The organism is Algoriphagus ornithinivorans (assembly GCF_900115305.1).
Taxonomy (GTDB): Bacteria; Bacteroidota; Bacteroidia; order Cytophagales; family Cyclobacteriaceae; genus Algoriphagus; species Algoriphagus ornithinivorans.
On sequence record NZ_FOVW01000013.1, the window covers coordinates 83,495 to 109,042 of the forward strand.

The following is a 25,548-nucleotide window of genomic DNA, read 5'->3' on the forward strand; positions in this document are numbered from 1 at the left end:
TTGATACCACCTCTCTATTCATCCTTCAAGGTATTCACCGGATTACTCAAACTGGCCTTGAGAGATTGAGCATAGACTAGGACAAGGGTGAAAGCAATTCCCCCAATAACCAGTCCCGCAAAGCTGATCCAGGAAGGCCAACCCTTGACCGCAAATTGATCCAGCCAGCCTTTCATCAAATAGATGCTCAGCGGAAGCGCTACTATTACCCCAACCAGCGTAGTGACAATAAACTCCTTTCCAAAAAGCCACGAAATACTCCAGCTTGATGCTCCTAGGACTTTTCGGATTCCGATCTCTTTGGTCCGTCCGGCGATCGACAAGGCAACCATAGCAAACAATCCCATGGCCGCAATCAAAATGGCAAGTGATGCCGCGATAAATACCATTTTCCCCAATCTCCGATCTGATTGGTACTGAGCTTCTACCGTTTCATCCAAAAAAGAAATTTCCAAAGGAAGTCCAGCAAACTGCTTTTCCCACTCCGCTTCGATCACGCTCCGAACCTGATTGATATCACCACCTGCAGCACGAACAAGCAGCTTAGGATTGGTGCTGGAGTTGATCATAAGATTGGTAATCCCACTGAATACGGCCATAGGAGACTTAGCAATCATCACGGGTTCTATAGGTTGGTATAGAGAGGCATGATGAAAATCCTTTACCACTCCAATGATCTGATGGGGTTCAAAATCGGTTCTTGGAAGCATTTCTCCCATAGGATCCTCCCAATTAAACGCTTTGGCAAAAGCCTCATTGATGATCAGGGCACTACTGTCAGCTCCCACAGCAGGGTTAATGGTTCTTCCTTCCAAAAGCTCCATGCCTAGTGTTTCCATGTAGTCCCCCGAAACGAAGTTGACTTTGAACGAAAACATCGTTCCATCTTCCAAAGGAAATCCAACCTGCCAAAAGGCATCATCTCCATAAGTAGCAACAGTCAAAGCTGTGGAGGCAATCTCTGTTCGTGAGACCAATGTCTGACGAAAACTCTCGGCAGTTCTAAAACTTTCTTTCAAAGATGTCACAAAGTTTTGGGAAGGAAAATCTGGCATGTCCACGATCAGAATCTGCTCCTGATCAAAACCCAAGTCATATTCCTGAATTGCGTTCATCTGATTAACCATAATCAAGGTGGTGGCAATGAGTAGGAAAGAGATGAAAAACTGAAAAGCAACCAAACCTTTCCGAAGGCCTTGCTTCCCAAAATGAAGGGAAAGATTTCCTTTCAATACCTTAATTGGACGCAGTCCGGATAGAAAAAAGGCAGGGTAGGCTCCAGCCAATCCTGAAATAAATACAATCAGCCCAGCTAAAATCCCAAACTGAGTTGGTCCATAGACGATATCCAATTCTTTTTGAAAGAGATCATTGAAAGTGGGCAGGAACAACTCAGCAAGCACTACCCCTATCATCGAGGCTGTTAAGGTTGTCAAAAAGGCCTCCATCATAAACTGAATGATCAATTGGCCAAAGCTGGCTCCCATGGTCTTTCTTACCCCGACCTCTTTGGCTCTTGAGGTTGCCCTTCCGATAGCCATCGTAGTGAAATTAATACAGGCAATCAGTAAAACCAGAAAGGCAATCCCTGACAAAATCCAGAGCAAAGATTTTTGGGTAGTCTGCACAGCCCCATTTCCTGCTCCTTCAGCAAAGTGCATATCAGCCAATGGTGTAAGCGTGAAGTAAAGTCCGCCTTCCTCGTAATCCTCACCCAGAGACTTTTTCATAAAAGCTTCCATACTTTGATGAATGGAGGCTACTTGTTCCGGGTTATTCAACTTGACCAGATTAAATCCCCACACATTGTACCAAGAGGCTAAACTCTCCTTATCCGCAAAGAAATCCATGTTTTCGATCGGCATCAGAATTTCGAAGGGAATGGAATTATTGGCAGGAGGGTTTTTCAAAAGTCCTGAAACTCGATAGTCTACAAAGTCCTCTCCCATTTTCAGTTGGAGAGATTGGCCAATAGGATCTGCTGACCCAAAGTATAGCTTGGCAGCTTTTTCGGTGATCACCACAGAGTATTTATCCACCAGCTGGGAAGAAATATCTCCTTTGATCAAGGGAAAGTTGAGCATCTTTAAAAAGTCTGGGTGAACCAAGCGGATTCTTTGATTTTGAGTACTCTGATCAGGCAAGATTGCCTGAACGTCTGCATTGGTTACTCCAGTAATTGCCTCAATTTGGGGGAACTCCTCTCTGAAAGCTGATTCAAGGACTACCGGAGAAGAGTAGGATTCTTTCATTTCTCCGTCTATCCGCTCATGTGTTTTGACTCGGTACATCCGATCTAAATCTTGATGGAAAGTCTCGAAACTCAGTTCAAACTGAACGAAGAAAAAAATCAAAATACTTACTCCCAGACCTAAAGATAAGCCAATCAGGTTGATCCCAGTATGGAGCTTGTGCTTGAGAAGATTTCTAACTGCAATTTTGAAATAGTTCTTTAACATATACGAAAAGCTTTACATCATTTGCCAGAGATAATCCCAGTTTTATGCCATTTCAAAAGTACTTTTACAGCCTTAATACAGCGATTTTTCAAAAATTCAGGATTTACCTCGGACAATTTTGTCCGCTGACGGGCAAATAAATCTTAAAAATATTGGCTCTCACCAATTTAACATGGGTTGAAGATTATAATGAATCTAATTATGCGCAATCTGGCCACTTACCCTATTTTCTTTGCTTGACCGATTGGATACTTCGAGTTCCTGCCCTTCGGGAGGCGGGCGCTCAGCACAAGCAACCGAAGACAGAAGCTCGGTATTCTAATCCATTCATCTGATACTAAGCCATAATTATTTCTTTATTGAGAAGAAAACCGAAATTCATAATAATCAAATATGTACAAAAACCATTCTTCTCCATTTCTTAGTAAGCTACCCGCATAAGTGACCGCTGGCTTCCCCAAGAATTGATTGCTGAACCTTGCCATAACTTGAACATTGTCTCTCTTTTTTACTGATACAAATGAAGACTTTTAATAAAATTGTTAATCATCAAAATAAAATTCAATTTGACTCAATAATGAAAAATATCCTATAAATCAGTAGATTATAGAAAATATCAGCCTATGTATGTCAAAAGAAACTATAGCCTCTGGATGACTGTCCGCTGGTCTAAAAAGCCACTGATCAATGGACTGATATATTCTGCAATTATCGTTTTCTTATACGAAGTCACTGGTTTGCCATTTTCATTGCCTTGGCAACCTATTTCAGTAATTGGTGTCGCAGTATCTTTTTTCTTAGGTTTTAAAAACAACTCCTCCTATGATCGTGCTTGGGAGGCCAGAAAAATTTGGGGTTCTATTGTCAATGACTGTAGAACTTTCGCCTCGGCCATTTTATCATTACCTGATAAGAGCGTTCCCTACTCTTGGAAGAAACAAATGATTTTCAGACATCTGGCTTGGCTAGTTTCTCTTAAGCATAACCTTCGTAAGGGAAAATCTTGGGAACATAATTTACCCGTAGACAAAATGGTCTTTACACCGGGATTCAGAGAGGAAATGGCTAATGGCTTAGAACCTGAAATCAGAAAATATCTGGATCCTGAGGAATGGGAATCATTGCAGGCATACACAAACTTTCCTACCCAACTTCTCAAAAAACAAAGCTTAGAGTTGGACAGAATACATCAAGAAAACGGACTTAGTGAATACAAGCATGTTTGGCTTCATCAGCTGATTAGTAGATTTTATGATACACAGGGAATGAGCGAACGAATAAAAACCTTTCCCTTTCCAAGACAATATGCCTCCACCGGACTTTGGATTACTTACATTTTCTGCGCATTAATTCCTTTGGGTCTTTTGGATATTTTTGAGCAGTCTACAGAGCTCCACTATTGGCTGACGGTACCCTTTTCCGGAATCATTATCTGGATATTCTTTTTGGTTGACAGAATTGGAGATTATTCTGAAAACCCTTTTGAAGCAGGCTACAATGATGTCCCTATATCCTCTATCACCAGAGTAATTGAAATAGACTTGCTGGAAATGCTGGATGAGAAAGAAATTCCACAACCTTACCCTGTGGATAATGGATTTTTGATGTAGAGAAATTATTCACTTTGGATGCTTTTTACCGGATTAGCTAAGGCTGACTTGCTAGCCACCCAAGACAAAATGGCGAAAGCCAGCATGAAAATTAAAAGACCCAAAAAAGGAACAAGCCAGATATTAATTGAAATTCTATAAGCAAAGGTATTTAACCAAGAATACGCCAAATAAATACTTATAGGCCAAGCTACTAAAAGGGCAATCCCCATTAATTTCAAGTAAGATTGATTGATATTCAGAATTATTCCGAAAACGCTCGCTCCCAATACTTTCCGAATTCCAATCTCCTTAGTTCTTGCTCGGATCATAAATAGAGTCATCCCAACTAATCCTAACAAGCAAAGAAAAATTGCCAATCCAGCTAGGTAGATAACCAGTCTTTTAAATTGAACATCATTCTGATATAAGCTGAAAATGTTTTGATCTAAAAATTCAATTTCAAGTGGAATATCGCTTGAAATCCCAGCATATACTTTCTCGATTTCTTGAAGGACTTCTTCTTCTTTTCCAGGATATACTTCTACAATGGTCCTCCCGTCCATTTTTAAATCAGGAATTACTGTTATAAAGTAAGGTTCTATTTTCTCATGAAGGGAAAACAAATGGATATCATTAAAAATCCCTCCGATCTCAAAAGGAATCCCCATTTCTCCTGTTTCAGTATTTTCATATTCTGGCTCAGTGATAATCTGAGTTCCAATTAAATCCTCTGTTTCCACCCTCCTTACCTTAGCTATCTTTTCAGCTGCAGATTGATTAATCAATGTAAGTCTAGATTGAGGCAATTGGGCCAAACTGGTTTTTAAACCATAAATCTCCAAAGCTTCAGGATCTAAATACAATTGTCTCGAATCATCAAAAATTTCTTGGGAACCCGGAATTGAATAAGTAATTGTATTGAATGATGAGGTCCCGAATGGTGAGCCATTACCTATCTTTTTTATACCTGCAATTCTTACAAGTTCTTGCTGAAACTCATCCACGCTTTCCGGAGAGCTATAGACATACAGAATGTTATTTTTCTCAAATCCTATTTCTTTTGATTCAATGTAGTCTAATTGATTAATTACAAATAATGATAATGAGCTAATTACAATCACGATAACTAACTGACCTAATATCAAGTAATTATTAATTGGAGCTGCTTTTCGCTGGTTCCGGCTTAGAGTATCTTTAAATAAATGAACGACAGATTTATTACCTAGAAAAAGCATAGGCCAAATTGATGCTAAGATCCCAAGTGAAAATGCTATTATTAAAAAGATGAGTAAGTTTTGCCAATTTTTAAAAATTGAAGTTTCTAATTGTACTTCCATCAATTGATTGAAATATTGCAGTAATAATTCCAAGAAAAGAAAAGCAATTGGAATTGCGATTAAAACTAACATCAAGCCATCAGATAAAATTTGTATATACAGACTAGACTTTGATGCACCGATAGCCTTCTTTGTTCCAATGGCTCGACTTTTTTTGGAATAAATAGCCATGGTAAGATTTGAATAATTAAAAAGAGTGATCAAAAGGATAAAAATCGTAAAACCTCCTATTAAAAACACATACAACAAATTTCCACTAGGTTTCAAATCATAGAGAACAGATTTCTGAAAATGAATATCTGAAATCGGTTGGAGTAAATGTCCGGTGTACAATTCATCTGCTGCCAATCTTGGATTCGACCTTTCAATGGCCAAATCTATAGCCTTTTCTAAGCTTTCATGGCTAACAGAACTGTTCTTTTTGATATAAATTCTACTACCCCAATTATCCAATTGCGCAGCATTTAAAATCAAATCAAAATCAAAATGCGAATTGGTAGGAGCATCTTGAAGAATCCCTGAAATGACATAGAGCTCATCATTCAGCATTATGGTCTTGCCGATCAATTCTTCTTGCTGCAAGTAATTTACTCTGGGTATTTGTTTAGCAAAGCTTTCTGTGAGTAACACAGAGTTTCTTCTTGAACTAAAATCATCCCAGGATCCGCTTTTGATTGGAAATGTAAATGTTCTGGAAAAAGATTTAGGTGTATTTGTTGAAAGAACTTTTTGGCTTGATATCCTATTACCTTCAAAATTGACAAACTGTGAAACTGGTGAAACTACAAACTGACTTACGGCCTCAATTTCTGGTAAACTTTCTATTGAATTGATCATTAATAGTTGTTCATCTGAAGTTGATTCCGACCATGATGGAAAACCATTTACGCCATAATTTTGACCTCTGTACTTTCTTACAACTCGGAAAATTTCATCCTGATCTTCATGAAATTTATCATAAGAAAACTCATAGACTAAAAAACTGATGCCTAAAAAAACTATAACCAATCCTAAAACAAGACTTGTAAGATTAAGTGCAGTATACAGCCTATTTCTCAAATAGGATCGAATTGATATTTTAATTGGTAAAAGATTCATATCCTGAGTTTTAGAACTGTTTATAATTAATTTAAAATAAAATAGCATGGATTCTTTTACGATATCCATGCCATTAATTTATATGCTTGATTGACTTGATTGAGGGATTTAGAAGTATCAAAAAATAACTCACCGAACATTATTGTCCGAAAATGGGAAAATAATCTAAACTCATAGCTTCCCTTATCTACAAAAAAAGAAGTCTTACTCCCCTCTCAAGCCATGCCAAGTTTTCTTCTGATTGGCCAATTGATTTTTATTAGGAATCAGACACTTTTTAATCAAAGAAGATTAAAATCTTAATCAAAATTGATTGAATAAATTATTCACTTTTAATACTCTTCACAGGATTTGCCCATGCAGCTCTGATTGTTTGGCTGATGACAGTGAATGCTGCAATTGCCCCCGCAATTAAGCCTGCCCAAAGGAATGTGGTCCAATTGATTCCTATGCTGTAAGCGAAATCCTGAAGCCAACTTTTCATTCCAAAATAGGAGACCGGGATAGCAATCAAAAAGCCTATTGCTACCAGTTTTAGGAAATCCTTACCCAAAAGAGCCAGAATATTTCCAGTTTCAGCTCCCATTACTTTTCTGATTCCAATCTCACGGGTTCTTTGTTCAGTGGCAAATGTCACCAAACCTAAAAGCCCCAACACAGAAATAATGATTGCTAAGGCAGAAAAGAAAGTGAATATGGTTTTGACTCTTGCCTCTGCTTCATATTGCCTATTGAATCCCTGGTCTATCATTAGGGGTTCGAATGGATAATCAGGTCTCATCACTGCCCATTCTTCTTTTAGATAGGCCAAAACTTCCTCTCTTTTTCCACTTTCAAACTTGATGCTGACACTATTATTCCTATCATGGGAAATCATAAACACCATAGGAACAATGGGCTGATGCAAACTTTCAAAGTGAAAATCTTGCATAACTCCAGTCACAAAACCTCTTCTTCCTCCGTACAAAAACTGCTTGCCAACAGCTTCCTCAGGGCTTTGCCAACCAATTTCCCGAACAGCGGCTTCATTCAAAATAAATGCTTCAGTAGAATCACTTGCTCTTAGAAAATCAAAGTTTCTTCCAGCCTTTACAGAAATCCCATAAGTATCCAGAAAATTATGAGCTACATGAATGTCCGCAATCCTGCTATTGAGCTGGGTTAGCTCTCCTCCTATTTCGGCTGTTGCCCCTTGAGAATCTAGGAGCCTTCCTGACGGAACTCTGCTCGAAATACTCACTGACTGAATATCAGGATGGTTTTCTAAGCGATCCTTGAAAATGAGATAGTTTTCATTGATCTGATTAGAGCTAGGGAGCACCACTATATCTTCTTTTTCAAAGCCCAAATCTTTATTCTGCATAAAGCTCAGCTGATTGATCACCACTATGACAGCGACTATCAGTATTACAGAAATAGCAAACTGCCCGACCACTAATACAGACCTGAAGTTCTCATGGCCTTTTCCTGCTTTAAATGCTCCTTTTAACACTTTGGCAGGAGTAAATCCTGAAAGAAAAAGAGCTGGATAACTTCCTGAAATCAAACCCACAAAAAGGATTAATCCCAGTATCCAAACCAGTAGTTCTGGGCTTTCTAGAAAATTCAAACTCAAAGGGTTTTCCAGAAAATCGGAGAAATAAGGAAGAAATAAAAAGACAAGGCAAAGGGCAATAAGCATAGCCAGAAAAGTCATCACGAAGCTTTCACCCATAAATTGCCGGATGAGGATGGTCTTGTCAGCACCCATCACTTTTCTCAAGCCCACCTCCATAGATCTTAAGGAGGACCTTGCGGTGCTAAGATTCATAAAATTGATACAGGCTATCAATAAGATAAATAATGCCACAGCCCCATAGATATAGACATAATCAATATTTCCATTGGGCTCTATTTCAGAGTCCAGGTTCGACTGTAAGTGAATGTCCTGAATAGGCCATAGAAGAAGCTGAGTGCCTTTTGACATAGGGATTCCAGAATTACTTTCACCCATATGTCTATCAATCAAACTGGGAAGCTTGGCTTCAAAATTTTTATAAGAAACACCTTCTGCAAGTTTGATATAAGTGGAAAAATTATTGGAACCATAATTAGACATAAATGCATCTTGCCTACCGTAAAATTGAACGACAGGTAGCATGGAGGCTAGAAAATCAATATGAAAATGGGAATTGTCCGGAGTGTCTTTGACCACTCCTCTCACCTGCATGGTAAACTCCATCCCTCCTATCTCTACTAGAAGTTCTTTCCCCACTGCATTTTCAGACCCAAAATATCTTTTGGCAGTACTTTCAGATAATATAAGACCATCTGCTTGAGTCAATGCATTCTTTGATTCACCTTCCAGTGTTTCCCAAGAAAAAACATCAAAAACCTCTGGGTCTGCAAAGAAAAATCGTTCCTCCACAAATGCATTATTTCCTGATTTGATTAAAGGATCTGCATTCATCAATCTAGCTGAGAACTCCACATCCTCCGGAAAATCTGATTGTATCAGAGGCCCAAAGGGAGGAGCAGTATGCCCCAGATGCAAGCTGGTACTCCCATCCGGATTAAACCAAGCTCTCGAAACTCTATAAATTCTATCCACATCAGGGTGATAATTGTCATAGCTGAGTTCATACCGAACATACAGCAGAATCACAATACTCACAGCCATTCCTATGGCCAAACCAAAAAGGTTGATGAAGACATACAAAGGATGCTTTTTAGCATTCCTGAATACGATTTTAAAGTAGTTTCTAAACATGGCTGATTGGTGAAAAAAATGCCGCTTAGTAAAATATACTACTCGGCATTTTTGGATTCATAGTGCTAGGTCTTGGTTTTATCTTTTGATTACTTTGGCAGAACCTGATGTTCCAATTTGTTTGGTAGGTTCTCCTTTGTAGTATACATTTCCTGAGCCGGATGCACCTACTTTAAGACTTTCTATCGCAGTAATATATGTTTCTCCCGAACCTGACTTCCCAATAGTTACTTGCTGGGCTTTTAAGTCCATTCCTTCAAAATCTCCTGAGCCTGACTGACCTATATCCAACTTCTCAACCTCTCCTCCATCTACCACAATATCGCCAGACCCACTGATCCCTACACTCATGGAATAAGCGTAAACTTTCTGAAGTTTGATCAGCCCTGAGCCGGAAACACCCAGCCCCAGCTTATCAGATTCCAAATCATCCATTACAGTGATTGAACCTGAGCCGGAAGAACCCAATCCCTCAATTTCAGGCATAGTTACATAAAACTTCAACCTAACGTTTCTATAGTTTCCTTTTTCAAGTTTCAGCTTGAGTTGTCCGTTTTTTACCTCAGTAAGAATTTTGTCCAAGTCTACATTTTGAGCTTCGATTTTTACCTCATAGGCATTGCCTAGGGTAATAAAAACATCCCAGCTTCCACCGGACTCCACTTTGGTAAAGCGATCTAATTTTCTGGTTTCAGTTTGCTGGGCATTGGCGGAAAATCCCATTAGGAATGCCAATAAAATTAAGATGGGTGCCAGATTCTTTTTCATAGCTGTGTTAGTTTAGATAAATAGATTCATAGAATGTGCCAAGGGATAAAATATGCTATTTTGAGCTTTAGAGCGGCATATCAATTATTTACATGTCCGATCCTTAGGATTTTTGACCGCAAGCGAACAATATTCTAAAGCCCATCTAATCCCTCCTGTTTTATAGATGCAGGTTTGCTTAAATGGGTTGCATAAAAAAATACTCTCCAATTAATTTAGAGAGCATTTCCATTTTAGATTTCGACCAAACTTACTCCGTCTTAATCGCCTGCACAGGATTGGAATTGGCGGCTTTATAAGACTGAATCCAAACCGTGGATAAAGCAATCAGAAAGATAATACCCGCTACAGCTGGAATAAACCACCATTCAAAGTTGATCCTGTAGGCATAGCCCGACAACCAATCCTGCATAATCCAATAACCTAATCCAGAGCCCAGCAAGATTGAAATCGAAACAATCGTGATAAATTCCTTATTGATCACATTCAAAATAGAAAATGTAGATGCTCCCAATACTTTTCTAATTCCGATTTCCTTGGTTTTCTGTTCAGCAACATGAGCTGATAACCCCAATAAACCCAGACAAGAAATCAAAATAGTCAACAAGCTGAAATACTTAGCCAAATCCCTGAGCCTTACATCTTCTCTATACATTCTGGCATAATTTTCATCCATAAACTGATAGGTAAATGGAAATACCGGATTCAACTCTGCAAAGACTCCCTCTATTTCTGCCAAGGCTTCTTGCATGGAAGATGAATTGATGCGAATGAAGCAATTAAAATTGAAAGTAGGGTCTATCACCATGAAAGCAGGTTCCACGGTCTGATGCATGCTTTGGAAATGAAAATTTTTGGCAACTCCTATTATTTCTAATCTTTCTTCATTGATAATCACAGTATTGTTTTCAGGATTATTTTGAGTGATAAGTTCATAAGCCTTCTCATTTAGAATAACGGCGCTCACTGAATCTGAAATACGATCTTTAGAAAAATCCTTCCCGCTGAGCAATTCTATCCCCACGGTTTCCAAAAAATCATAATCAACTCTAAATCTTTCAAACAAAGCATTAAAGCCTGGTTCTTTGCCATCCCATGATACATCCCCGGTGTTACTACTTCTTCCCATCAAGTTGTGGGAGGCTCTGCTTACCGATGAAATTCCAGGCCTTGCCTCCAACCTAGACTTGAATATCTCATACTTCTCTGGCAATTCACCTTCTAGAGGCACTAAAATCAACTGATCTTTTTCATAGCCCAAATCTTGGTTCAATGCATAATTGATTTGTTGGAAAATGACAACCGTAGATATGAGCAAGCAGGTCGCCAAAACAAATTGAAATAAGACCAAGCCCTTTCTGGCGAATGCTACTTTTCGATTACCACTAAATTGATTTTTAAAGACAGATACAACTTTGGTGGAAGACAGATAAAAAGCGGGGTAACTCCCTGCCAGAAGTCCTGTAAACACCAATACAAGTAAAAAGCCTGCCCAGAAATAAAGATCTAAGACTGGAAGGACCAATTCTTTTCCAGCTAATTGATTGAATACCGGAAGTGTCAGCTGAACCAAAACCAAGGCAAACAAGCCTGAGAAAAAGGTAATTAGCAGAGACTCGCTCAAGAACTGATAAATAAGACTGGATTTATCTGCACCTGATACTTTTCTCACACCTACCTCCTTCGAGCGTTTTTGTGATTTGGCAGTGGATAGGTTCATGAAATTAATACAGGCAATGACCAGAATGAAAAATCCAATCATTGCAAAAAGCTTAACCGTCTTAATTCTTCCTTCCTGAATTATTCCATCCTTCCATGAACCATGGAGGTACATATCACTTTGAGGGAAAACAAATAGATCTGCATTTGAACCTTCAAAACGATCCCGAATGAAATCTTTTATCGAAGCCGAAAAGGCTTCTGAATCCGCATTTTCCTGCAAGGTTATCACAGTATTGGGACCATTATTCCCCCAGTGTTGTAACCAACTATTGTAGGGTTTATCAAAAAACAATTTATATGGCAGAATAAAATCAAATTTCTCCCAATTGACCATTCCCTCATCTGCAATGATACCTTTCACCAAGAAGAGCTCCGTTCCATCAGTAGAAATCATTTCAATTTCTTCATCCAAAACATCAGTTTTTCCGAATAATTTGATTGCTGATGATTCAGTCAGAACTATATGGGATTTGTCTGATAGCAGTTGTTCTCTATTTCCAGAAAGCAGAGGATATTGGAAAATTTTCAAATAATCCGCCCCGGCATAAATCCCGGAAAGTTTTACACGTTTATCACCTTGAACAAATAAATTCTCCTCATTCCAGGTATAGGTCGCAGCATATTGAACCTCTGCTAAATTTTCTTCCATGGCCTCAGCCAATACTCCAGGAGTAGAAGGAATAGTAAAAACCTGATCTCCGTAATTCTGATGCTCCATGACCCTGAATACCTGATCCGCACCCGGAAGTCCTCTATCAGTTTCAAGTTCAATTTTGATCCACAATCCTATCAGAATTGCCGCCCAAAGTCCCAAGGTCAAGCCAAACAAATTAATGAAGAAGGTAAGCTTATGTTTACCAAAGCCTCGAAATGCGATTTTTAAATAGTTCTTAAACATAGGTCATGTTATAAATGAGGCATCCAAAGCCTCACACTTAGATATTCACTTTTTGTGCCAGCAAAAAATGCCCAAATTTCTCAAAATGGGCATTTTTCTGATTTTTCTGGATTAGTAATCCGAACAATTTTGTCCGATTTCGCACGAGACTAATTTGATTTAATTGAAAGGCCGAAATAGTGTTAATTCGACTCATTCAAAAAGAAATAATTGAAATCAAATATGGAATTGCTCCCTAATATTCTCAGTCACTACTTTTCCATCAAACAAATTGATTACCCGATGAGCGTAATTGGCATCATGAGGTGAGTGAGTTACCATTACGATAGTGGTGCCTTCATTATTCAACTCTTCCAACAACCTCATGACTTCTTCACCGTTTTTTGAATCCAAATTACCGGTAGGCTCATCGGCAAGGATCACTGATGGCTTGGCTACAATAGCTCGGGCAATGGCTACACGCTGTTGCTGACCACCTGAAAGCTGCTGAGGAAAATGGTTGCGTCTATGCATGATATTCATCCTGGTCAAAACCTCCTCTACTCTTTGTTTTCGCTCATCTGATGGGATTTTCAGGTACAAAAGAGGTAACTCCACATTTTCAAATACAGTTAGCTCATCGATTAGATTAAAGCTTTGGAAAACAAATCCAATATTCCCCTTTCTTAGAGAAGAGCGCTGTCTTTCTGAATAGTTAGCCACTTCTTGACCTAGGAAATGATACTCACCCTCATCCGGGTTATCCAAAAGGCCAATGATATTCAATAAGGTTGATTTACCACAACCGGAAGGACCCATTATGGCTACGAATTCACCCTTTTTAATTTCGATTTGGATTCCATCCAATGCGGTGGTTTCCACTTCCTCGGTGGTATATAATTTCCGAAGGTTTACTGTTTTGATTACGTTTTCCATGATTTATAAAATTGTCCGGTGTCCGATGCCGGATGACCGATGAGGGCTACCGATTTATACGATAAGCCTAGTTAAGTTTTGATTTAAATGATTGTAACATATTCATTATGTGAAATGACTCTTTATAGAGTACCGTAAAATCATCCTGACTGATGTATTCTCTTCTTTTGGCTTTATGTAAACAAGTCACAACCTCTGCAAGAGATCTAATCGCATAATTTAAAAATCGAGTGAATTCTGGGTTAGACTGAGAAATTGACCCTTCTGCGATATTCAAAGCGATCGAATCGGCTGCCCTTCTGGATTGCGATATTAAATTATAAAGCTCATCCTTTGGAAATGACTTACTAAGTTCAAAAACAGCATCTCCAAAATCCATGGCCTTTTGCCATATCTGAAGTTTTTCAAACTTAAAATGAGGAATAAATTCATCCATCTTTTTTAAAATTTAAAATCATGAAACAATAATTTTCTAAAAGGAACATTAATAAATGTCTTTAATTATCAATATTTACCAACGAGTCACATCGGTCATCGGACATCTAGCATCTGACAACTATTTTAACTCCAACACCTCATTATTCCCGAAATTCTCGTACCCCGAAACAATCACTTTTTCACCTTCTACCAAGCCCTCCAAAACCTCATAGTACTCTGGGTTTTTGCGGCCTAGACGAATATTTCTTTTTTCGGCATTTCCTGAAGAATTCAAGACAAAGACCCAATTTCCACCAGTATCTTTAAAGAATCCACCGGTAGGAATCAATAGACTTTGCTCACTATCCCCTAGTTCTAATCGGATTCTCACACTTTGACCTCTACGAATTCCTTTGGGACTTTCACCGGTAAACACCATGTCTACTTCAAATCTTCCATTGGTGATCGTAGGGTATATTTTAGATATCTCTAGTTCATGCTCTTGTCCGCTCAAGGTAAATTTACCCTTCAGGCCTCTGCCAATTCTAGGTAGATAGAGCTCGTCGATGGGAACCCGAACTTTAAATTCATCCATGACATCTATCTGTCCATATCGCTGTCCAGGATTTATCGCTTGCCCTATTTCAATTTGCTCCATAGCCAGCTGCCCTGCAATTGGGGCGGTTATGATTAAGTTGTTCAAAATTTTACCAACTCCAGTTAATGAAGCCTGCATTCTTCTCTCAGAATTACGAAGCTGAGCCAATTGTATGGAGCGCGCTACTGAGTCATTCTTGTAAGACTCATAAGTCAGCTTCCTCCTTTTTAGATTGTATTCATATTGCTCTTTAACCTCTTCAAACTCTCGATCTGAAACCAGTTTTTTACTATGCAATTCTTTGAATCTTTTGAATTGTGGTTCCAAAAGACTGATTTGATAATCTATCTCTGCCAATTGCCCCTGCTGATTCAAATCATTTTGATCCAAAAGCAAGCGGGTTTGACGGAGATTATTGATTTGTTCATATAGCATAGTCTCCCGCTGCATCACATCCAGCTGAAGGTTGGAGTTGGTTAAGGCTAAAATAGTATCCCCTTTTTCCACTAAGGCTCCCGACTCTCTGATCACATCAGCGACCATACCTCCTTCAACCGCATCCAGGAAAAAAGTTTGTGCGGGCTCAATCTGACCAGAGACCAATATATAGTCAGTAAACTCACCCTTAGAGACAGTGGCTATACTAAGTCTATCCCGCTCCACATTCATGGTGGATCTATGGTCAGCAAAACCCAACTGGTAAATAATTACAGCAACGACCAACAGCCCACCTAGCAGATAAGCGATTTTCTTTGCTGTCCATGTTTTCTTTTCTAATTTTCTATCCATTGTGTGTGATTGCCTTTTCTGGCTGTACCCTTTTATGCCAAATGATGTGCCATGCAAAAAATGCCTCTCAGAGGATATATTTCCTGTTTTTGGAAAAAGAGGGCTTTCGAGACTCGAACAATTTCGTCCGCCAGCGAACAAAACTTTTCAAAAACGAAAGTTTGACTCCTATCAAGAACCTGATCGACCATGCTTTAAAATCGCTCGAATTTGATCGGAAACGGGCATTTATTAAAAATAATTGATGGTTTGAAAAATCGGCAGACTTTTGGAATATTAGAAGGGAGCTTGATACGATTCCAGCAAAAACCTTAAAAGCATGAATGAGCAAAGAATAGGTAAAATTCTCATAGTTGACGATAACGAAGATCTTTTAAAAGCAGCTAAAATCTTTTTGAAAAGACATTTTGCACAAGTAGATACCGAAACTAATCCTGACCTTCTTCCTATCCTGACACATAATGAAAATTATGATGTCATCATGTTGGATATGAATTTCACCAAAGATGTCAGCTCAGGACAAGAAGGCTTTTATTGGTTGGACCGTATTCTGGAACTGGATCCTTCCGCGGTGGTTGTTTTGATTACAGCATATGGCGATGTCAATCTTGCCGTCAGGGCAATCAAAGAAGGAGCTACAGATTTTGTATTGAAACCTTGGGAAAATGAAAGGTTACTGGCTACCCTAAACTCTGCTCTTCAACTTCGTCAAAAGAAAATGGAGGTCAACTTGCTTAAGGATCAAAAAGCGACTCTACAGCAGGATATTGACAATAAATTCAAAGACATCATCGGACAAAGTCCAGCGATGCAGAAGATTTTTGAGACCATTGAACGCGTAGCAAGTACGGATGCCAATGTTTTGATTTTAGGAGAAAATGGTACCGGTAAAGAATTAATTGCCCGTGCAATTCATAGAAATTCCAGAAGAAGCAGAGAGGCTTTTGTGGGAGTGGATCTAGGTTCGATTACCCAAACCCTATTTGAATCAGAATTATTTGGGCATAAAAAAGGCTCATTTACTGATGCCAAAGAGGACCGCGCAGGCCGATTTGAGCAAGCGCATAAAGGAACCTTATTTTTAGATGAAATTGGAAACCTACCCTTACCATTGCAAGCTAAATTATTGGCTGCATTGCAGAATAGGCAAGTGACGAGAGTTGGAGCCAATAGACCGGTAGATGTCAATATCCGATTGATTTCTGCAACCAACATGCCTATTCACTCCATGGTTTATGACAATACTTTCAGGCAGGATTTATTATACCGAATCAATACAATTGAAATCAATTTACCTCCTTTGAGAGAAAGAGTGGAAGACATCCCTCTTTTGGCTGATCATTTTATCAGCTATTATTCCAAAAAATACAATAAAGACATTCGAAAAGCTTCTGAGCCTTTGATTAAGCGAATGACTAAGTATCATTGGCCGGGTAACATTCGGGAACTGCAGCATAGTATAGAAAGAGCTGTGATTATGAGTAATCACAATGTGCTACAGCCTGAGGATTTATTTTTGCAAAAAACGGGACAGCCTGAGAAATCGGAGGAGAATGTCAGCTTGGAGCATTTGAACATAGAAGATGTTGAAAGAATTTTGATCAGAAAAGCTCTTCAAAAGCACAATGGACATATAACCCGAGCAGCTGAAGAGTTAGGACTCACAAGATCCTCCCTTTACAGAAGATTGGAAAAGTATGGTTTATAAGCGCTTTTCGATAGGGATAAGTGTTCGGGTCATTCTGATTACACTTTGCTTATTTACAGGAGTTTGGTTGTATTTCAGACAAAATCTACTGCTTGCACCTGCGGTCATTACATTGATTATTTTGGGGCTGATTGTAGAGCTAATCCATTACGTCAATTCTGTAAATCAAAAGCTAGCTCGATTTCTGGATTCCATTCGATATGGGGATTTTTCCAGCTCTTTTACCTCAGATAGCAAAATGGGAAACTCTTTTAAGGAGGTAAATTTTGCCTTCAACGAGGTGATGGAGGTTTTTAAGCAAACCCGTGCTGAGAAAGAAGAACAAATGCTCTTTCTTCAGGTAATCATCCAGCATATCAATACCGGAATCATCTCTTTCAATGCAGAAGGCAAAATCGGGGTAATCAATAATGCCGCAAAGCAATTGCTTCAAATTCCTCAGTTTAGAAATATCAGTGATTTGGGCAGGCTTTCACCCACATTATTAAAAGAGGTTTTAGAAATGAAGCCGGGACAAAGAACTTCCTATAAGGTAAGCCCTTCTTTGTTTTTGATTGTTCAGTCAACTTCCCTGAAAATGGGTGGACAAAGTTGGACATTACTTTCCTTGCAAAATATCAATGCGGAACTACAGTCTAATGAACTGGAAGCTTGGCAAAACCTGACCAAGGTTTTACGGCACGAAATCATGAACAGCATCACTCCAATTTCGAGTTTGGTTGAGTCCCTTAGGACTATTTTGGATGAAGACAGCTTCGTGCAACAAGAGGGAATGCTGATCAAAAAAGATGGTTTTCAAGATATTCAAGAGGGTTTGGATACCATTGCTAACCGAAGCAAAGGTTTGGTAAATTTCGTGAATGCCTACAGGGATTATACCAATATCCCTGAGCCTAAAAAGGAATGGATCAAAGCAAAAACGCTTATTGAAGATGTTTTAGGCCTGATCAAGGAGGAGTTAAAATCCAAAGAAGTTTTTGTCAAAACTGAATTTCGGCCCGAAGAATTGGAAATTCTCTGTGACCCAGATCAAATCAATATGATCCTAATCAATCTGATCAAAAATGCTTCAGAGTCCATGTTAAAGAAAGCAGACAGACAGGTAATTATTCGAGTTATTTCCCAGGGGGATTTGGGAACTTTAATTCAAGTAGAAGATAATGGTCCGGGAATAGTGCCAGAAGCTTTGGAGAGGATTTTTGTACCCTTTTATACTACCAAAAAAACCGGATCAGGCATAGGATTGGCTATTTCCCGACAAATTATGAATTTGCACAGAGGAAGTTTGACAGTAGAGTCGGAGCCGGATGTAAGAACAGTTTTTACTTTGAATTTTAGATAATCAATTCTTCTGCAGCACCAAGTCAAAAACAGCCTGATCGGAAGGTCGATTATAAATCATATCAATCCTTGTATTGGAATAACTCACCACTGTCCAATCCCTATTGATTTTTGAAAATGTTGAACCTGAATTAAAAAAGAAGGCAATATTGACCGTGTTTTGATTGGGGTCAGCAGGATCAATACTTAAAGTCCAAATTCCATTTTCTACACCACCGTTGATTCGGGTCTGAACTTCTGAACCAGAAATAAAGCTCATAGTTCCTCCGCTAAATTGACTGGTCTGATCAGTGCCATCTTCAGAATAATCGGCTATTCTCCAGGTTGCAGATCTAAGCAGTTGATCAATCTGAAATGCGGTTGAATCGTTTTTTTCAGAACATGAAAAAAACAAGATAAAAACTAAGACAAAGGGTATATATCTTTTAAGCATGGTCTCTCTCATTTAAAACTTAACGCTTTGGATGTGCTAAATGCTACATCTAGTAATAATGGAATAATCTTAACTAAGTCAAAAATCAGCTTTTTTCCAAAACAGAAACCAGCCTTTGTATATCCCTTTGGTCATTATAGAGATGAAGAGAAACCCTGAGGGATTGCCCTCTGACAGAGACAAAAACTTTTTCGTTTTCCAATTCGGATTTAAGAACCTGAGGATTTAGACCAAGTTTTAAAGGCAAGGCAAATAGGTGATTGGAACTTGATTGAGCATGAAAAAGGTCCAGTTCTAAACTTTCAAATAAGTACTTTTTTAAATCTGAAGTATAATGCTGAATTTCTTCTGTGCTCCATTGGAGAATTTGTTCCAATGATTTTTTTAGAATCGGCATCAAGATGAAATGACTGCTTTCTCCTACATCAAATTTGTGAGCTTTGGGTAAGAATTCCTGCCTATAATTCGTCAATTCAGAGAAATTCCTGGAATTTGTCCTATTCATCCAAGACTCTTCCAAGGGCTTACCACCTTCAAATTTTTCACCAAAATATGCTAAGCCCAAAGAATAAGGTCCTAATAACCATTTATAGGTCGCGCAAATCAAGGCATCGATTTTACATGCTTTCACGTCTATAGGTTTTGCTCCCACCGATTGAGTACCATCCACTATAAAACATGCCCCTACTTTTTGGCATTTTGCTCCGATAACCTCCAGGTCAAAAATGTAGCCGTTCATCCAGTGAACGCTGGAAATCAAAACCAAGGCAGTATGCTCATCGATAGCAGCTAGAATTTTATCATTCCAAGACAGCTCAGCATCTTCCCCAATCACTTCTAGGCTAGATTGATGTTCTTCCGCCCAGCGTTTAACAGCAAAATATCCACTGGGAAATTCATCCTTCACCGTAATGGCTTTTTGCCCCTTCTGGTCAGTCCAGTTTGACAAGGCACTTGCAAACCCATAGGAGGTACTTGGGATAATGGCAATTTCATCGGTTTCAGCTGAAATTAATTGCGCAAATAGCCCCCTCACCTCTTCGGTTTCAGTGAAAAAATCTGACGGCTGCAATTCCTGAGGGTTTCTCATTTTACCCAAATCCGTCAATGCAGCATTTTCAGAAGCCTTAAGTAAAGGCCCCCGATATGCATTGTTGAGATAAGAAATCTCAGGATCAATCGAAAATAAGTGTTTTTGACAGTCCAAGTCGAGCTGAGGTTTAACAGAATAAATTTAATAGATGGCTATCAACAATCACTCAATCCACAAAATTTATCCTTGTGAAAGCTAATTCATCATCAACATTGGAATACATCCAAATGGCTCCGTCTTTCACAAAGTATTTATTGGACAACTCTTTCAACTCTGGCACCAATTGTTCAGAAACTAAATTCAAGTCTTCATCAAAAACTGACAAAAAAACGTCTGCGCCTATTGCTACATACTCATCATATTCATCGATTTCCTCACCAAATTTTTGTTTGATGGAAAATCTATAAAAACGCTTCTTACTCTCATCCCAGACAAAATGCTTGTAAGACACATCCTCTCCAGCCTTCCTTGTAATTTCTTTTAGCTCACCAGTGGTCATTTCAACCTCCTTAGGAGGAATATAGGTTCTTTTAGCGCCCAATAGAGGAGTATCCCAGCCTTCGGTAGATAGACTGTCTGATTCCAAATCAAAAATATGTATCTCATTGAAAGCATTCATATTAAAGTAAATCTTCCCATTTTCAATAGTTGAGTAAATACTCGGACCATATCCTCCAGCTGGACTTCCATTATATAAAATATTTGTCCTAAACTCTTTACCCTTTTCAAAAACAGGAAGGTCTTTTGCAGTATATGTCCTGTTTTCTAAATCCATATCCAAGATAAAATAAGTGTAATTTTCCCATTTCAAACCAAACACAATCACCCGATTGGGATCATCATTGCTCTGAAATACTTGTAAAGCATATCTCTCAGAATCTCCCAAATACTCTGGGGCTATTTTTTCAAGCTCCAAATCTTCTGTCAGTTGGGCTTTTTGATCAAAAACTTTGTAAAACATATAATTTCTAAAAAGCAGTCTATCATCAGGGAGAATTGAAAAATAAACAGTTCTCTGTCCAACTCCATTCGGTCCTTCTTTTTCAAATTGGATTTTTTCGGATAGAACCAAGTTATTCAAATCGATTTTTTCGGCAACATGAGTCTCTGGATTTAAATTAATCAGATAACTCTTATCCGGAGAAAGTGAGGAAAAATTAAGATCATAATTGAGAGAAAGAAATTCCTCTCCGGCATCTACCATCACAGTGTCTATGGATAATTTAATCTCGTCTGAAAATCCCCCCTTATCAGCTTTTTTGCCGCAGGAAAACAAAAAAGGAATAATCGCAAATAGAAATAAGTGCCTCATATTGGAAATTTTAAGTGAAAAATGAATTTGGCAAAAGATAGAAAAAACAGGATTTTATTTCTACTAATAGTTTCTTATTAAATGTTAAATTCATAACAACTAGAAAATTTTAAACAGTTTTTCAGCCCTAAAGAAATTCGCTTTCCGGCCTTTTAGACAGTTATCAAGGTTTTAGAGGAGGATATTTGATAATTCATAAAAAACACTACAATTCTTTCATAACCAGAAAAATACCCTGTACAGGGTATAAAAATGCAGGAGATAAATTGTATATTTTTTTTCAAATAAAGACAGGAATGGAAAAAGCGAAAAGTACTGAATGGAAAAACGCTGCGACAGAGCTTGCGGGAATGATTTATGGGGTTTCACTGGACGGAGTTGTAACCAGAAACGAATATGAAACTTTGAAAAATTGGTGTGCAGACAATGAGTCTTTATGCGAACATGAACCATTTAATGGTTTATACTCTAAGATTAAACCCATTGTGGACTCAGGTTCCGTGAATAAGGAGGAGTTGGAAGAGATTGAGGATATTCTTAATAAATTTTTAGAGAAAATCGGATCCAAACAACGGGTTGAAGATTCCAACAAACTATTTATCAAAGGATTACTTAAGGGAATCCTTTCCTCGGGAGACATCAACGATCAGGAAGTCTACAAGCTAAAACAGTTTTTAGAAAACCAAGATGATGAAAACCTGAAGTCTAAATTCAATGGACTTAAAGAGCTTATCGATAAGATTTGGGAAGACGGCAAAGTAGATGATGCCGAGTTTAGGATTTTGAAAGATTATATGGGTTTGTTAATTCAAGTTGTTTAGATAATCCCCTTTTCGGGATGTTTAGGCGTCACTGTTCTTCCAAAAGCCATTAATTCTTCAATTTGAGTATCCATTTCACCATTTGGCTGTATCCATGGGCCTATACCTGCTTCCTTTTTCTTGTAATCCAAGTAGCCCACAACAATTGGAACATCAGCTCCCAGCGCGATATGGTAAAAACCGGTTTTCCACTTCTTTACTGCACTTCGAGTGCCTTCAGGAGTAACCATAATCACCAGTTCCTCTGATTCTTTGAGCATGGAAATCATAGCCTCGGTGTAAGTTTGTTTTCTTCCCCCGGGAATTCGCTTTCTATCAATGGCTATACCTCCCAAAGCTTTGATAAACCAACCCAATGGTCCAACCATTACTTCTTTTTTGATGGTAAATTTCACGGGAATATCCATCAGGAAAAAAGCTGCTCTGGCATATAATAAATCCCAATTTGAAGTGTGGGGTATAGCAATTAAAACGGCCTTTTTTACTCCTTCCGGCCAATTGGTATTCAATGACCAACCGGTAATCCAGAAAACAATCCGGGATAGAAACTTCATCATGCGCTGAGGGTAGATTTATTGGGTTTACTCAATTCTAAGATAGATGGATTCTCTTCAATATATTTCATGGTTTGGGTATAACCCGCCTGAAATAATTGGGAGGCTTTTTTGATATCAAAAACCCCAAATTTGCCTAATCCGGGAGCTTCTATGAAATAATCGCATTTAGCCTTTCGGCTATAAACATTGTAATTCATCGCCATGATAACTGATCGCTCGATCAGCTTTTTCATATTGGTAATGTTGCTTTCCTCAGGCAAGTGATTGCAATTTACGCCGATGACAAAATCACAGATGCCGTCCAAGGGCTCAACTGGCAAATTATTCAGCACTCCTCCATCGACCAGGTACTTATTTTCGATTTCAATGGGTTCAAACATCCCCGGGATACAGCTAGAAGCCATTACCGGACGAATCAATTCTCCTTCTGAAAAATAGACCGCTTTTCCTCTTTTGATATCCGTTGCAGCCACAGTTAAAGGAATTTTCAACTGTCCAAAATCATTATGAGCCATGTAGATTTTGAAAAGGCTTTCGATACTGCTCATTTTTAGGATCCCAGTCCACGAAATAGCAGGTCTTAAAAATTTGAAATAGTTAGTCTCTACAATGATTTTTAAAACTTCTTCCGGCTGATAACCTTGACAATACATAGCACCAGCGATTGCACCGGCGGAAGTTCCACTGATTTGCGTAGGATAAATCCCGGCTTCATTCAGCCCCTTTAAAACTCCAAGGTGTGAAATACCCCGAACTCCTCCGCCTGAGAGGGCCACTCCTATTTTCAATTCAGATTTCATCAAGTTTGAATGTTTGGTCTACCCGAACACCTTTTTCGGTCATTTTAACGGTGCAACATTCGTTGACAGGATCATGTTCAAAAAACAGAATGTATTCTTCTCTTGCCGCTTCTTCCAGAAATTTGGCTTTTTCATCCATGGTCAGCAAAGGTCTGGTATCATATCCCATCACATAAGGAATAGGAATATGGCCTACAGAAGGAAGTAAATCTGCAACGAAAACCAATGTTTTTCCTTTATACTGGATTTTTGGAAGCATTTGCTTATCCGTATGCCCATCAACTGTGATGAAGTTAAAACCAGGGAATAGAGTTTTGGAATTCAAGTCCACCATTTTCAGGTGACCCAACTCTTCCATTGGTTCAATATTTTCCTTTAAAAAAGAAGCTTTTTCTCTTGGATTTGGCTCTGTCGCCCATTTCCAATGATCTGGATTAGACCAATAGCTCGCTCTGGGAAAAGCCATTTCATACTGTCCATGACTTCCATACTTAACTCCACCTCCACAGTGATCAAAATGCAAGTGGGTCAGAAAATTATCAGTAATCTGGTGAAAGCCTACTCCTAATTTTCGAAGAGATTTTTCCAAAGAATCATCTCCATGCAGGTAATAATGAGAGAAAAACTTTGCGTCTTGCTTATCTCCTATTCCATTATCAATCAACACCACGCGATCTCCATCTACAGCCAAAAGGCAGCGCATGGCCCAGGTGCATAGATTATTTTCATCTGCTTGGTTGGTTCGTGACCAAAGAACTTTGGGTACTACCCCAAACATGGCCCCTCCATCCAATTTAAAAAAACCGGTATTGACTACGTGTAATTCCATTTATTGATTCAAAAGAAATCCCGGACTTGGATGAGTCCGGGATTGAAATTTTATTCTACTACCACACCCATCGAGCAGAACTTGTCGATGCGTTGGTCGATTCGTTTTTCTGGCTTGATCTTATCCAATTCTTTCAAGGCAGAAGTGATGGTTTCTTTGATAGTTTTAGACATCCACTTTAGGTCTTTGTGTGCTCCCCCAAGTGGCTCAGGAATGATATCGTCAATCAGACCATTTCCTTTCATGTCTTTTGCTGTCAGCTTCAATGCTTCAGCTGCCTGTTCTTTGTAATCCCAGGATCTCCATAAAATAGAAGAACAAGACTCAGGAGAAATAACAGAGTACCAAGTGTTTTCTAACATGTAAACTCTGTCACCTATTGCAATCCCTAAAGCTCCTCCAGAAGCACCTTCGCCTATAATGATACAAATCACAGGGACTTTCAGCATAAACATCTCTTTGAGATTTCTAGCAATAGCTTCACCTTGGCCTCTTTCTTCAGCTTCCAAACCTGGAAATGCTCCCGGAGTATCAATCAGAGTTACTATCGGCTTGCCGAATTTTTCAGCCATTTTCATCAGGCGAAGTGCCTTTCGGTAACCTTCAGGATTTGCCATCCCAAAGTTTCTCTCCTGACGCTGTTTGGTGTTGCGACCTTTTTGCTGACCAATAAACATGACAGTACGGCCATCAATGTCTCCAAGACCACCGACCATTGCTTTATCGTCTTTTACAGAACGGTCTCCATGCAATTCGATGAAATCGTTGGTGATTTCATAAATGTAATCCAATGCATAAGGTCTGTCTGCGTGGCGGGAAAGCTGAACCCGCTGCCATCTAGTCAAATTCTGAAATGTTTCTTTTTTCAAAGCGAGGATTTTTTCTTCCAGGGACTCAATATCTGAACTTAAATCGATATTTCTACCTTTGGCCAAATCCTTCATTTCCTGAAGTTTTTGCTCTAAATCAGCTATTGGTTTTTCGAATTCTAATACCATTTTGGTGATTTTTGAATGGAACAAAGATAAGGAATATCCTTCAGAGGCAAACCCTTTCGTGGAAATAGACTAAATTCAAAAATATTGAAAATTATTCTCCTGAATTAGAAAGAGATAGAATCAAAGTTAAAAAAATTTTATGGTAAGGTATTGCGGAAAAAGTCGAAATACCTACCTTTGCATCACTTCAAACGAGAAGCACACAAAACGGAGTGGTAGTTCAGCTGGTTAGAATGCCTGCCTGTCACGCAGGAGGTCGCGGGTTCGAGTCCCGTCCATTCCGCTTAAAGCCTTAGATTTTTCTAAGGCTTTTT

19 protein-coding genes and 1 tRNA gene are annotated in these 25,548 nt (G+C 38.8%); 5 read left to right on the forward strand and 15 right to left on the reverse strand.

Annotated features, from left to right (window positions below; translation table 11 throughout):
• Window positions 1-14: 14 nt before the first annotated feature.
• Entirely contained in the window at window positions 15-2,459 is a 2,445-nt protein-coding gene (locus BM073_RS17215; RefSeq protein WP_091655578.1) for an ABC transporter permease, read from the reverse strand.
• 623 nt (window positions 2,460-3,082) lie between these two features.
• On the opposite strand from BM073_RS17215, the gene BM073_RS17220 reads away from it, so the two are divergent.
• Window positions 3,083-4,069 (forward strand): bestrophin family protein, encoded by a 987-nt coding sequence (locus BM073_RS17220; protein WP_091655579.1) that lies wholly within the window; start codon window positions 3,083-3,085, stop codon window positions 4,067-4,069.
• A 5-nt stretch (window positions 4,070-4,074) separates the two neighbouring features.
• On the opposite strand, the gene BM073_RS17225 is transcribed toward BM073_RS17220, so the two are convergent.
• From BM073_RS17225 to BM073_RS17255, 7 genes are all read right to left on the reverse strand, one after another.
• The gene (locus BM073_RS17225) at window positions 4,075-6,486 is read right to left on the reverse strand and encodes an ABC transporter permease (protein ID WP_217643122.1); all 2,412 of its coding nucleotides are present in this window, start codon (window positions 6,484-6,486) and stop codon (window positions 4,075-4,077) included.
• A 322-nt stretch (window positions 6,487-6,808) separates the two neighbouring features.
• Window positions 6,809-9,235, reverse strand: coding sequence for an ABC transporter permease (locus BM073_RS17230; RefSeq protein WP_091655581.1), 2,427 nt, complete (start codon window positions 9,233-9,235; stop codon window positions 6,809-6,811).
• A gap of 78 nt (window positions 9,236-9,313) precedes the next feature.
• The gene (locus BM073_RS17235) at window positions 9,314-10,003 is read right to left on the reverse strand and encodes a head GIN domain-containing protein (RefSeq protein ID WP_091655582.1); all 690 of its coding nucleotides are present in this window, start codon (window positions 10,001-10,003) and stop codon (window positions 9,314-9,316) included.
• A 250-nt stretch (window positions 10,004-10,253) separates the two neighbouring features.
• A complete protein-coding gene (locus tag BM073_RS17240; RefSeq protein WP_091655583.1) occupies window positions 10,254-12,623 on the reverse strand; it encodes an ABC transporter permease in 2,370 nt (789 codons plus the stop codon).
• Window positions 12,624-12,839: 216 nt separating this feature from the next.
• On the reverse strand, window positions 12,840-13,538 hold the full coding sequence (locus BM073_RS17245) for an ABC transporter ATP-binding protein (RefSeq protein WP_091655584.1): 699 nt from the start codon (window positions 13,536-13,538) through the stop codon (window positions 12,840-12,842).
• A gap of 67 nt (window positions 13,539-13,605) precedes the next feature.
• Complete coding sequence (locus tag BM073_RS17250) at window positions 13,606-13,974, reverse strand: four helix bundle protein (protein WP_091655585.1); 369 nt, start codon at window positions 13,972-13,974, stop codon at window positions 13,606-13,608.
• Between the two features lie 120 nt (window positions 13,975-14,094).
• A complete protein-coding gene (locus BM073_RS17255; protein WP_091655586.1) occupies window positions 14,095-15,342 on the reverse strand; it encodes an efflux RND transporter periplasmic adaptor subunit in 1,248 nt (415 codons plus the stop codon).
• A 319-nt stretch (window positions 15,343-15,661) separates the two neighbouring features.
• Here BM073_RS17255 and BM073_RS17265 point away from each other — a divergent pair, with 319 nt between their 5' ends.
• Both BM073_RS17265 and BM073_RS17270 read left to right on the forward strand, forming a co-directional pair.
• Window positions 15,662-17,050 (forward strand): sigma-54-dependent transcriptional regulator, encoded by a 1,389-nt coding sequence (locus BM073_RS17265; RefSeq protein WP_091655588.1) that lies wholly within the window; start codon window positions 15,662-15,664, stop codon window positions 17,048-17,050.
• Window positions 17,040-18,392 carry a sensor histidine kinase gene (locus BM073_RS17270; protein ID WP_091655589.1) on the forward strand — a complete coding sequence of 451 codons (1,353 nt, stop codon included), beginning with the start codon at window positions 17,040-17,042 and terminating at the stop codon, window positions 18,390-18,392. The genes BM073_RS17265 and BM073_RS17270 overlap by 11 nt, the downstream gene beginning before the upstream one ends.
• Here the strand turns inward: BM073_RS17270 and BM073_RS17275 are convergent, their stop codons facing one another.
• The 3 genes from BM073_RS17275 to BM073_RS17285 form a co-directional block, all read right to left on the reverse strand.
• Window positions 18,393-18,824 (reverse strand): hypothetical protein, encoded by a 432-nt coding sequence (locus BM073_RS17275; RefSeq protein ID WP_217643123.1) that lies wholly within the window; start codon window positions 18,822-18,824, stop codon window positions 18,393-18,395.
• An 85-nt stretch (window positions 18,825-18,909) separates the two neighbouring features.
• Entirely contained in the window at window positions 18,910-20,031 is a 1,122-nt protein-coding gene (locus BM073_RS17280) for an aminotransferase class V-fold PLP-dependent enzyme (RefSeq protein ID WP_091655591.1), read from the reverse strand.
• Window positions 20,032-20,083: 52 nt separating this feature from the next.
• Window positions 20,084-21,229 carry a DUF4221 family protein gene (locus tag BM073_RS17285; protein WP_091655592.1) on the reverse strand — a complete coding sequence of 382 codons (1,146 nt, stop codon included), beginning with the start codon at window positions 21,227-21,229 and terminating at the stop codon, window positions 20,084-20,086.
• 296 nt (window positions 21,230-21,525) lie between these two features.
• Between BM073_RS17285 and BM073_RS17290 the strand changes: the two genes are divergently transcribed.
• Window positions 21,526-22,050: a hypothetical protein gene (locus BM073_RS17290; RefSeq protein WP_139217522.1), complete on the forward strand. Its 525-nt coding sequence runs from the start codon at window positions 21,526-21,528 to the stop codon at window positions 22,048-22,050.
• Here the strand turns inward: BM073_RS17290 and BM073_RS17295 are convergent.
• The 4 genes from BM073_RS17295 to BM073_RS17310 are packed head-to-tail and all read right to left on the reverse strand — an operon-like array spanning window position 22,047 to window position 25,234.
• Window positions 22,047-22,607 (reverse strand): 1-acyl-sn-glycerol-3-phosphate acyltransferase, encoded by a 561-nt coding sequence (locus BM073_RS17295; RefSeq protein WP_091655594.1) that lies wholly within the window; start codon window positions 22,605-22,607, stop codon window positions 22,047-22,049. The two genes, BM073_RS17290 and BM073_RS17295, sit on opposite strands and share 4 nt — an antisense overlap.
• Window positions 22,604-23,407, reverse strand: coding sequence for a patatin-like phospholipase family protein (locus BM073_RS17300; RefSeq protein WP_091655595.1), 804 nt, complete (start codon window positions 23,405-23,407; stop codon window positions 22,604-22,606). The genes BM073_RS17295 and BM073_RS17300 overlap by 4 nt, the downstream gene beginning before the upstream one ends.
• The gene (locus BM073_RS17305; RefSeq protein WP_091655596.1) at window positions 23,397-24,236 is read right to left on the reverse strand and encodes an MBL fold metallo-hydrolase; all 840 of its coding nucleotides are present in this window, start codon (window positions 24,234-24,236) and stop codon (window positions 23,397-23,399) included. Before BM073_RS17305 ends, BM073_RS17300 begins: the two co-directional genes overlap by 11 nt.
• 50 nt (window positions 24,237-24,286) lie before the next feature.
• Window positions 24,287-25,234: an acetyl-CoA carboxylase carboxyltransferase subunit alpha gene (locus BM073_RS17310; protein WP_091655597.1), complete on the reverse strand. Its 948-nt coding sequence runs from the start codon at window positions 25,232-25,234 to the stop codon at window positions 24,287-24,289.
• Window positions 25,235-25,443: 209 nt separating this feature from the next.
• Between BM073_RS17310 and BM073_RS17315 the strand changes: the two genes are divergently transcribed.
• Window positions 25,444-25,517 (forward strand) — tRNA-Asp (locus BM073_RS17315).
• Window positions 25,518-25,548 lie beyond the last annotated feature (31 nt).

What these genes read in the sequence shown, in the direction of transcription:
- BM073_RS17240 (WP_091655583.1), bottom strand. Translation starts at nt 12,623, where the DNA reads ATGTTTAAGAACTATTTAAAAATCGCATTTCGAGGCTTTGGTAAACAT.
- BM073_RS17230 (WP_091655581.1), bottom strand. Translation starts at nt 9,235, where the DNA reads ATGTTTAGAAACTACTTTAAAATCGTATTCAGGAATGCTAAAAAGCAT.
- BM073_RS17250 (WP_091655585.1), bottom strand. Translation starts at nt 13,974, where the DNA reads ATGGATGAATTTATTCCTCATTTTAAGTTTGAAAAACTTCAGATATGG.
- BM073_RS17245 (WP_091655584.1), bottom strand. Translation starts at nt 13,538, where the DNA reads ATGGAAAACGTAATCAAAACAGTAAACCTTCGGAAATTATATACCACC.
- BM073_RS17310 (WP_091655597.1), bottom strand. Translation starts at nt 25,234, where the DNA reads ATGGTATTAGAATTCGAAAAACCAATAGCTGATTTAGAGCAAAAACTT.
- BM073_RS17220 (WP_091655579.1), top strand. Translation starts at nt 3,083, where the DNA reads ATGTATGTCAAAAGAAACTATAGCCTCTGGATGACTGTCCGCTGGTCT.
- BM073_RS17215 (WP_091655578.1), bottom strand. Translation starts at nt 2,459, where the DNA reads ATGTTAAAGAACTATTTCAAAATTGCAGTTAGAAATCTTCTCAAGCAC.
- BM073_RS17285 (WP_091655592.1), bottom strand. Translation starts at nt 21,229, where the DNA reads ATGAGGCACTTATTTCTATTTGCGATTATTCCTTTTTTGTTTTCCTGC.
- BM073_RS17265 (WP_091655588.1), top strand. Translation starts at nt 15,662, where the DNA reads ATGAATGAGCAAAGAATAGGTAAAATTCTCATAGTTGACGATAACGAA.
- BM073_RS17300 (WP_091655595.1), bottom strand. Translation starts at nt 23,407, where the DNA reads ATGAAATCTGAATTGAAAATAGGAGTGGCCCTCTCAGGCGGAGGAGTT.
- BM073_RS17235 (WP_091655582.1), bottom strand. Translation starts at nt 10,003, where the DNA reads ATGAAAAAGAATCTGGCACCCATCTTAATTTTATTGGCATTCCTAATG.
- BM073_RS17295 (WP_091655594.1), bottom strand. Translation starts at nt 22,607, where the DNA reads ATGATGAAGTTTCTATCCCGGATTGTTTTCTGGATTACCGGTTGGTCA.
- BM073_RS17305 (WP_091655596.1), bottom strand. Translation starts at nt 24,236, where the DNA reads ATGGAATTACACGTAGTCAATACCGGTTTTTTTAAATTGGATGGAGGG.
- BM073_RS17275 (WP_217643123.1), bottom strand. Translation starts at nt 18,824, where the DNA reads ATGCTTAAAAGATATATACCCTTTGTCTTAGTTTTTATCTTGTTTTTT.
- BM073_RS17290 (WP_139217522.1), top strand. Translation starts at nt 21,526, where the DNA reads ATGGAAAAAGCGAAAAGTACTGAATGGAAAAACGCTGCGACAGAGCTT.
- BM073_RS17225 (WP_217643122.1), bottom strand. Translation starts at nt 6,486, where the DNA reads ATGAATCTTTTACCAATTAAAATATCAATTCGATCCTATTTGAGAAAT.
- BM073_RS17255 (WP_091655586.1), bottom strand. Translation starts at nt 15,342, where the DNA reads ATGGATAGAAAATTAGAAAAGAAAACATGGACAGCAAAGAAAATCGCT.
- BM073_RS17270 (WP_091655589.1), top strand. Translation starts at nt 17,040, where the DNA reads ATGGTTTATAAGCGCTTTTCGATAGGGATAAGTGTTCGGGTCATTCTG.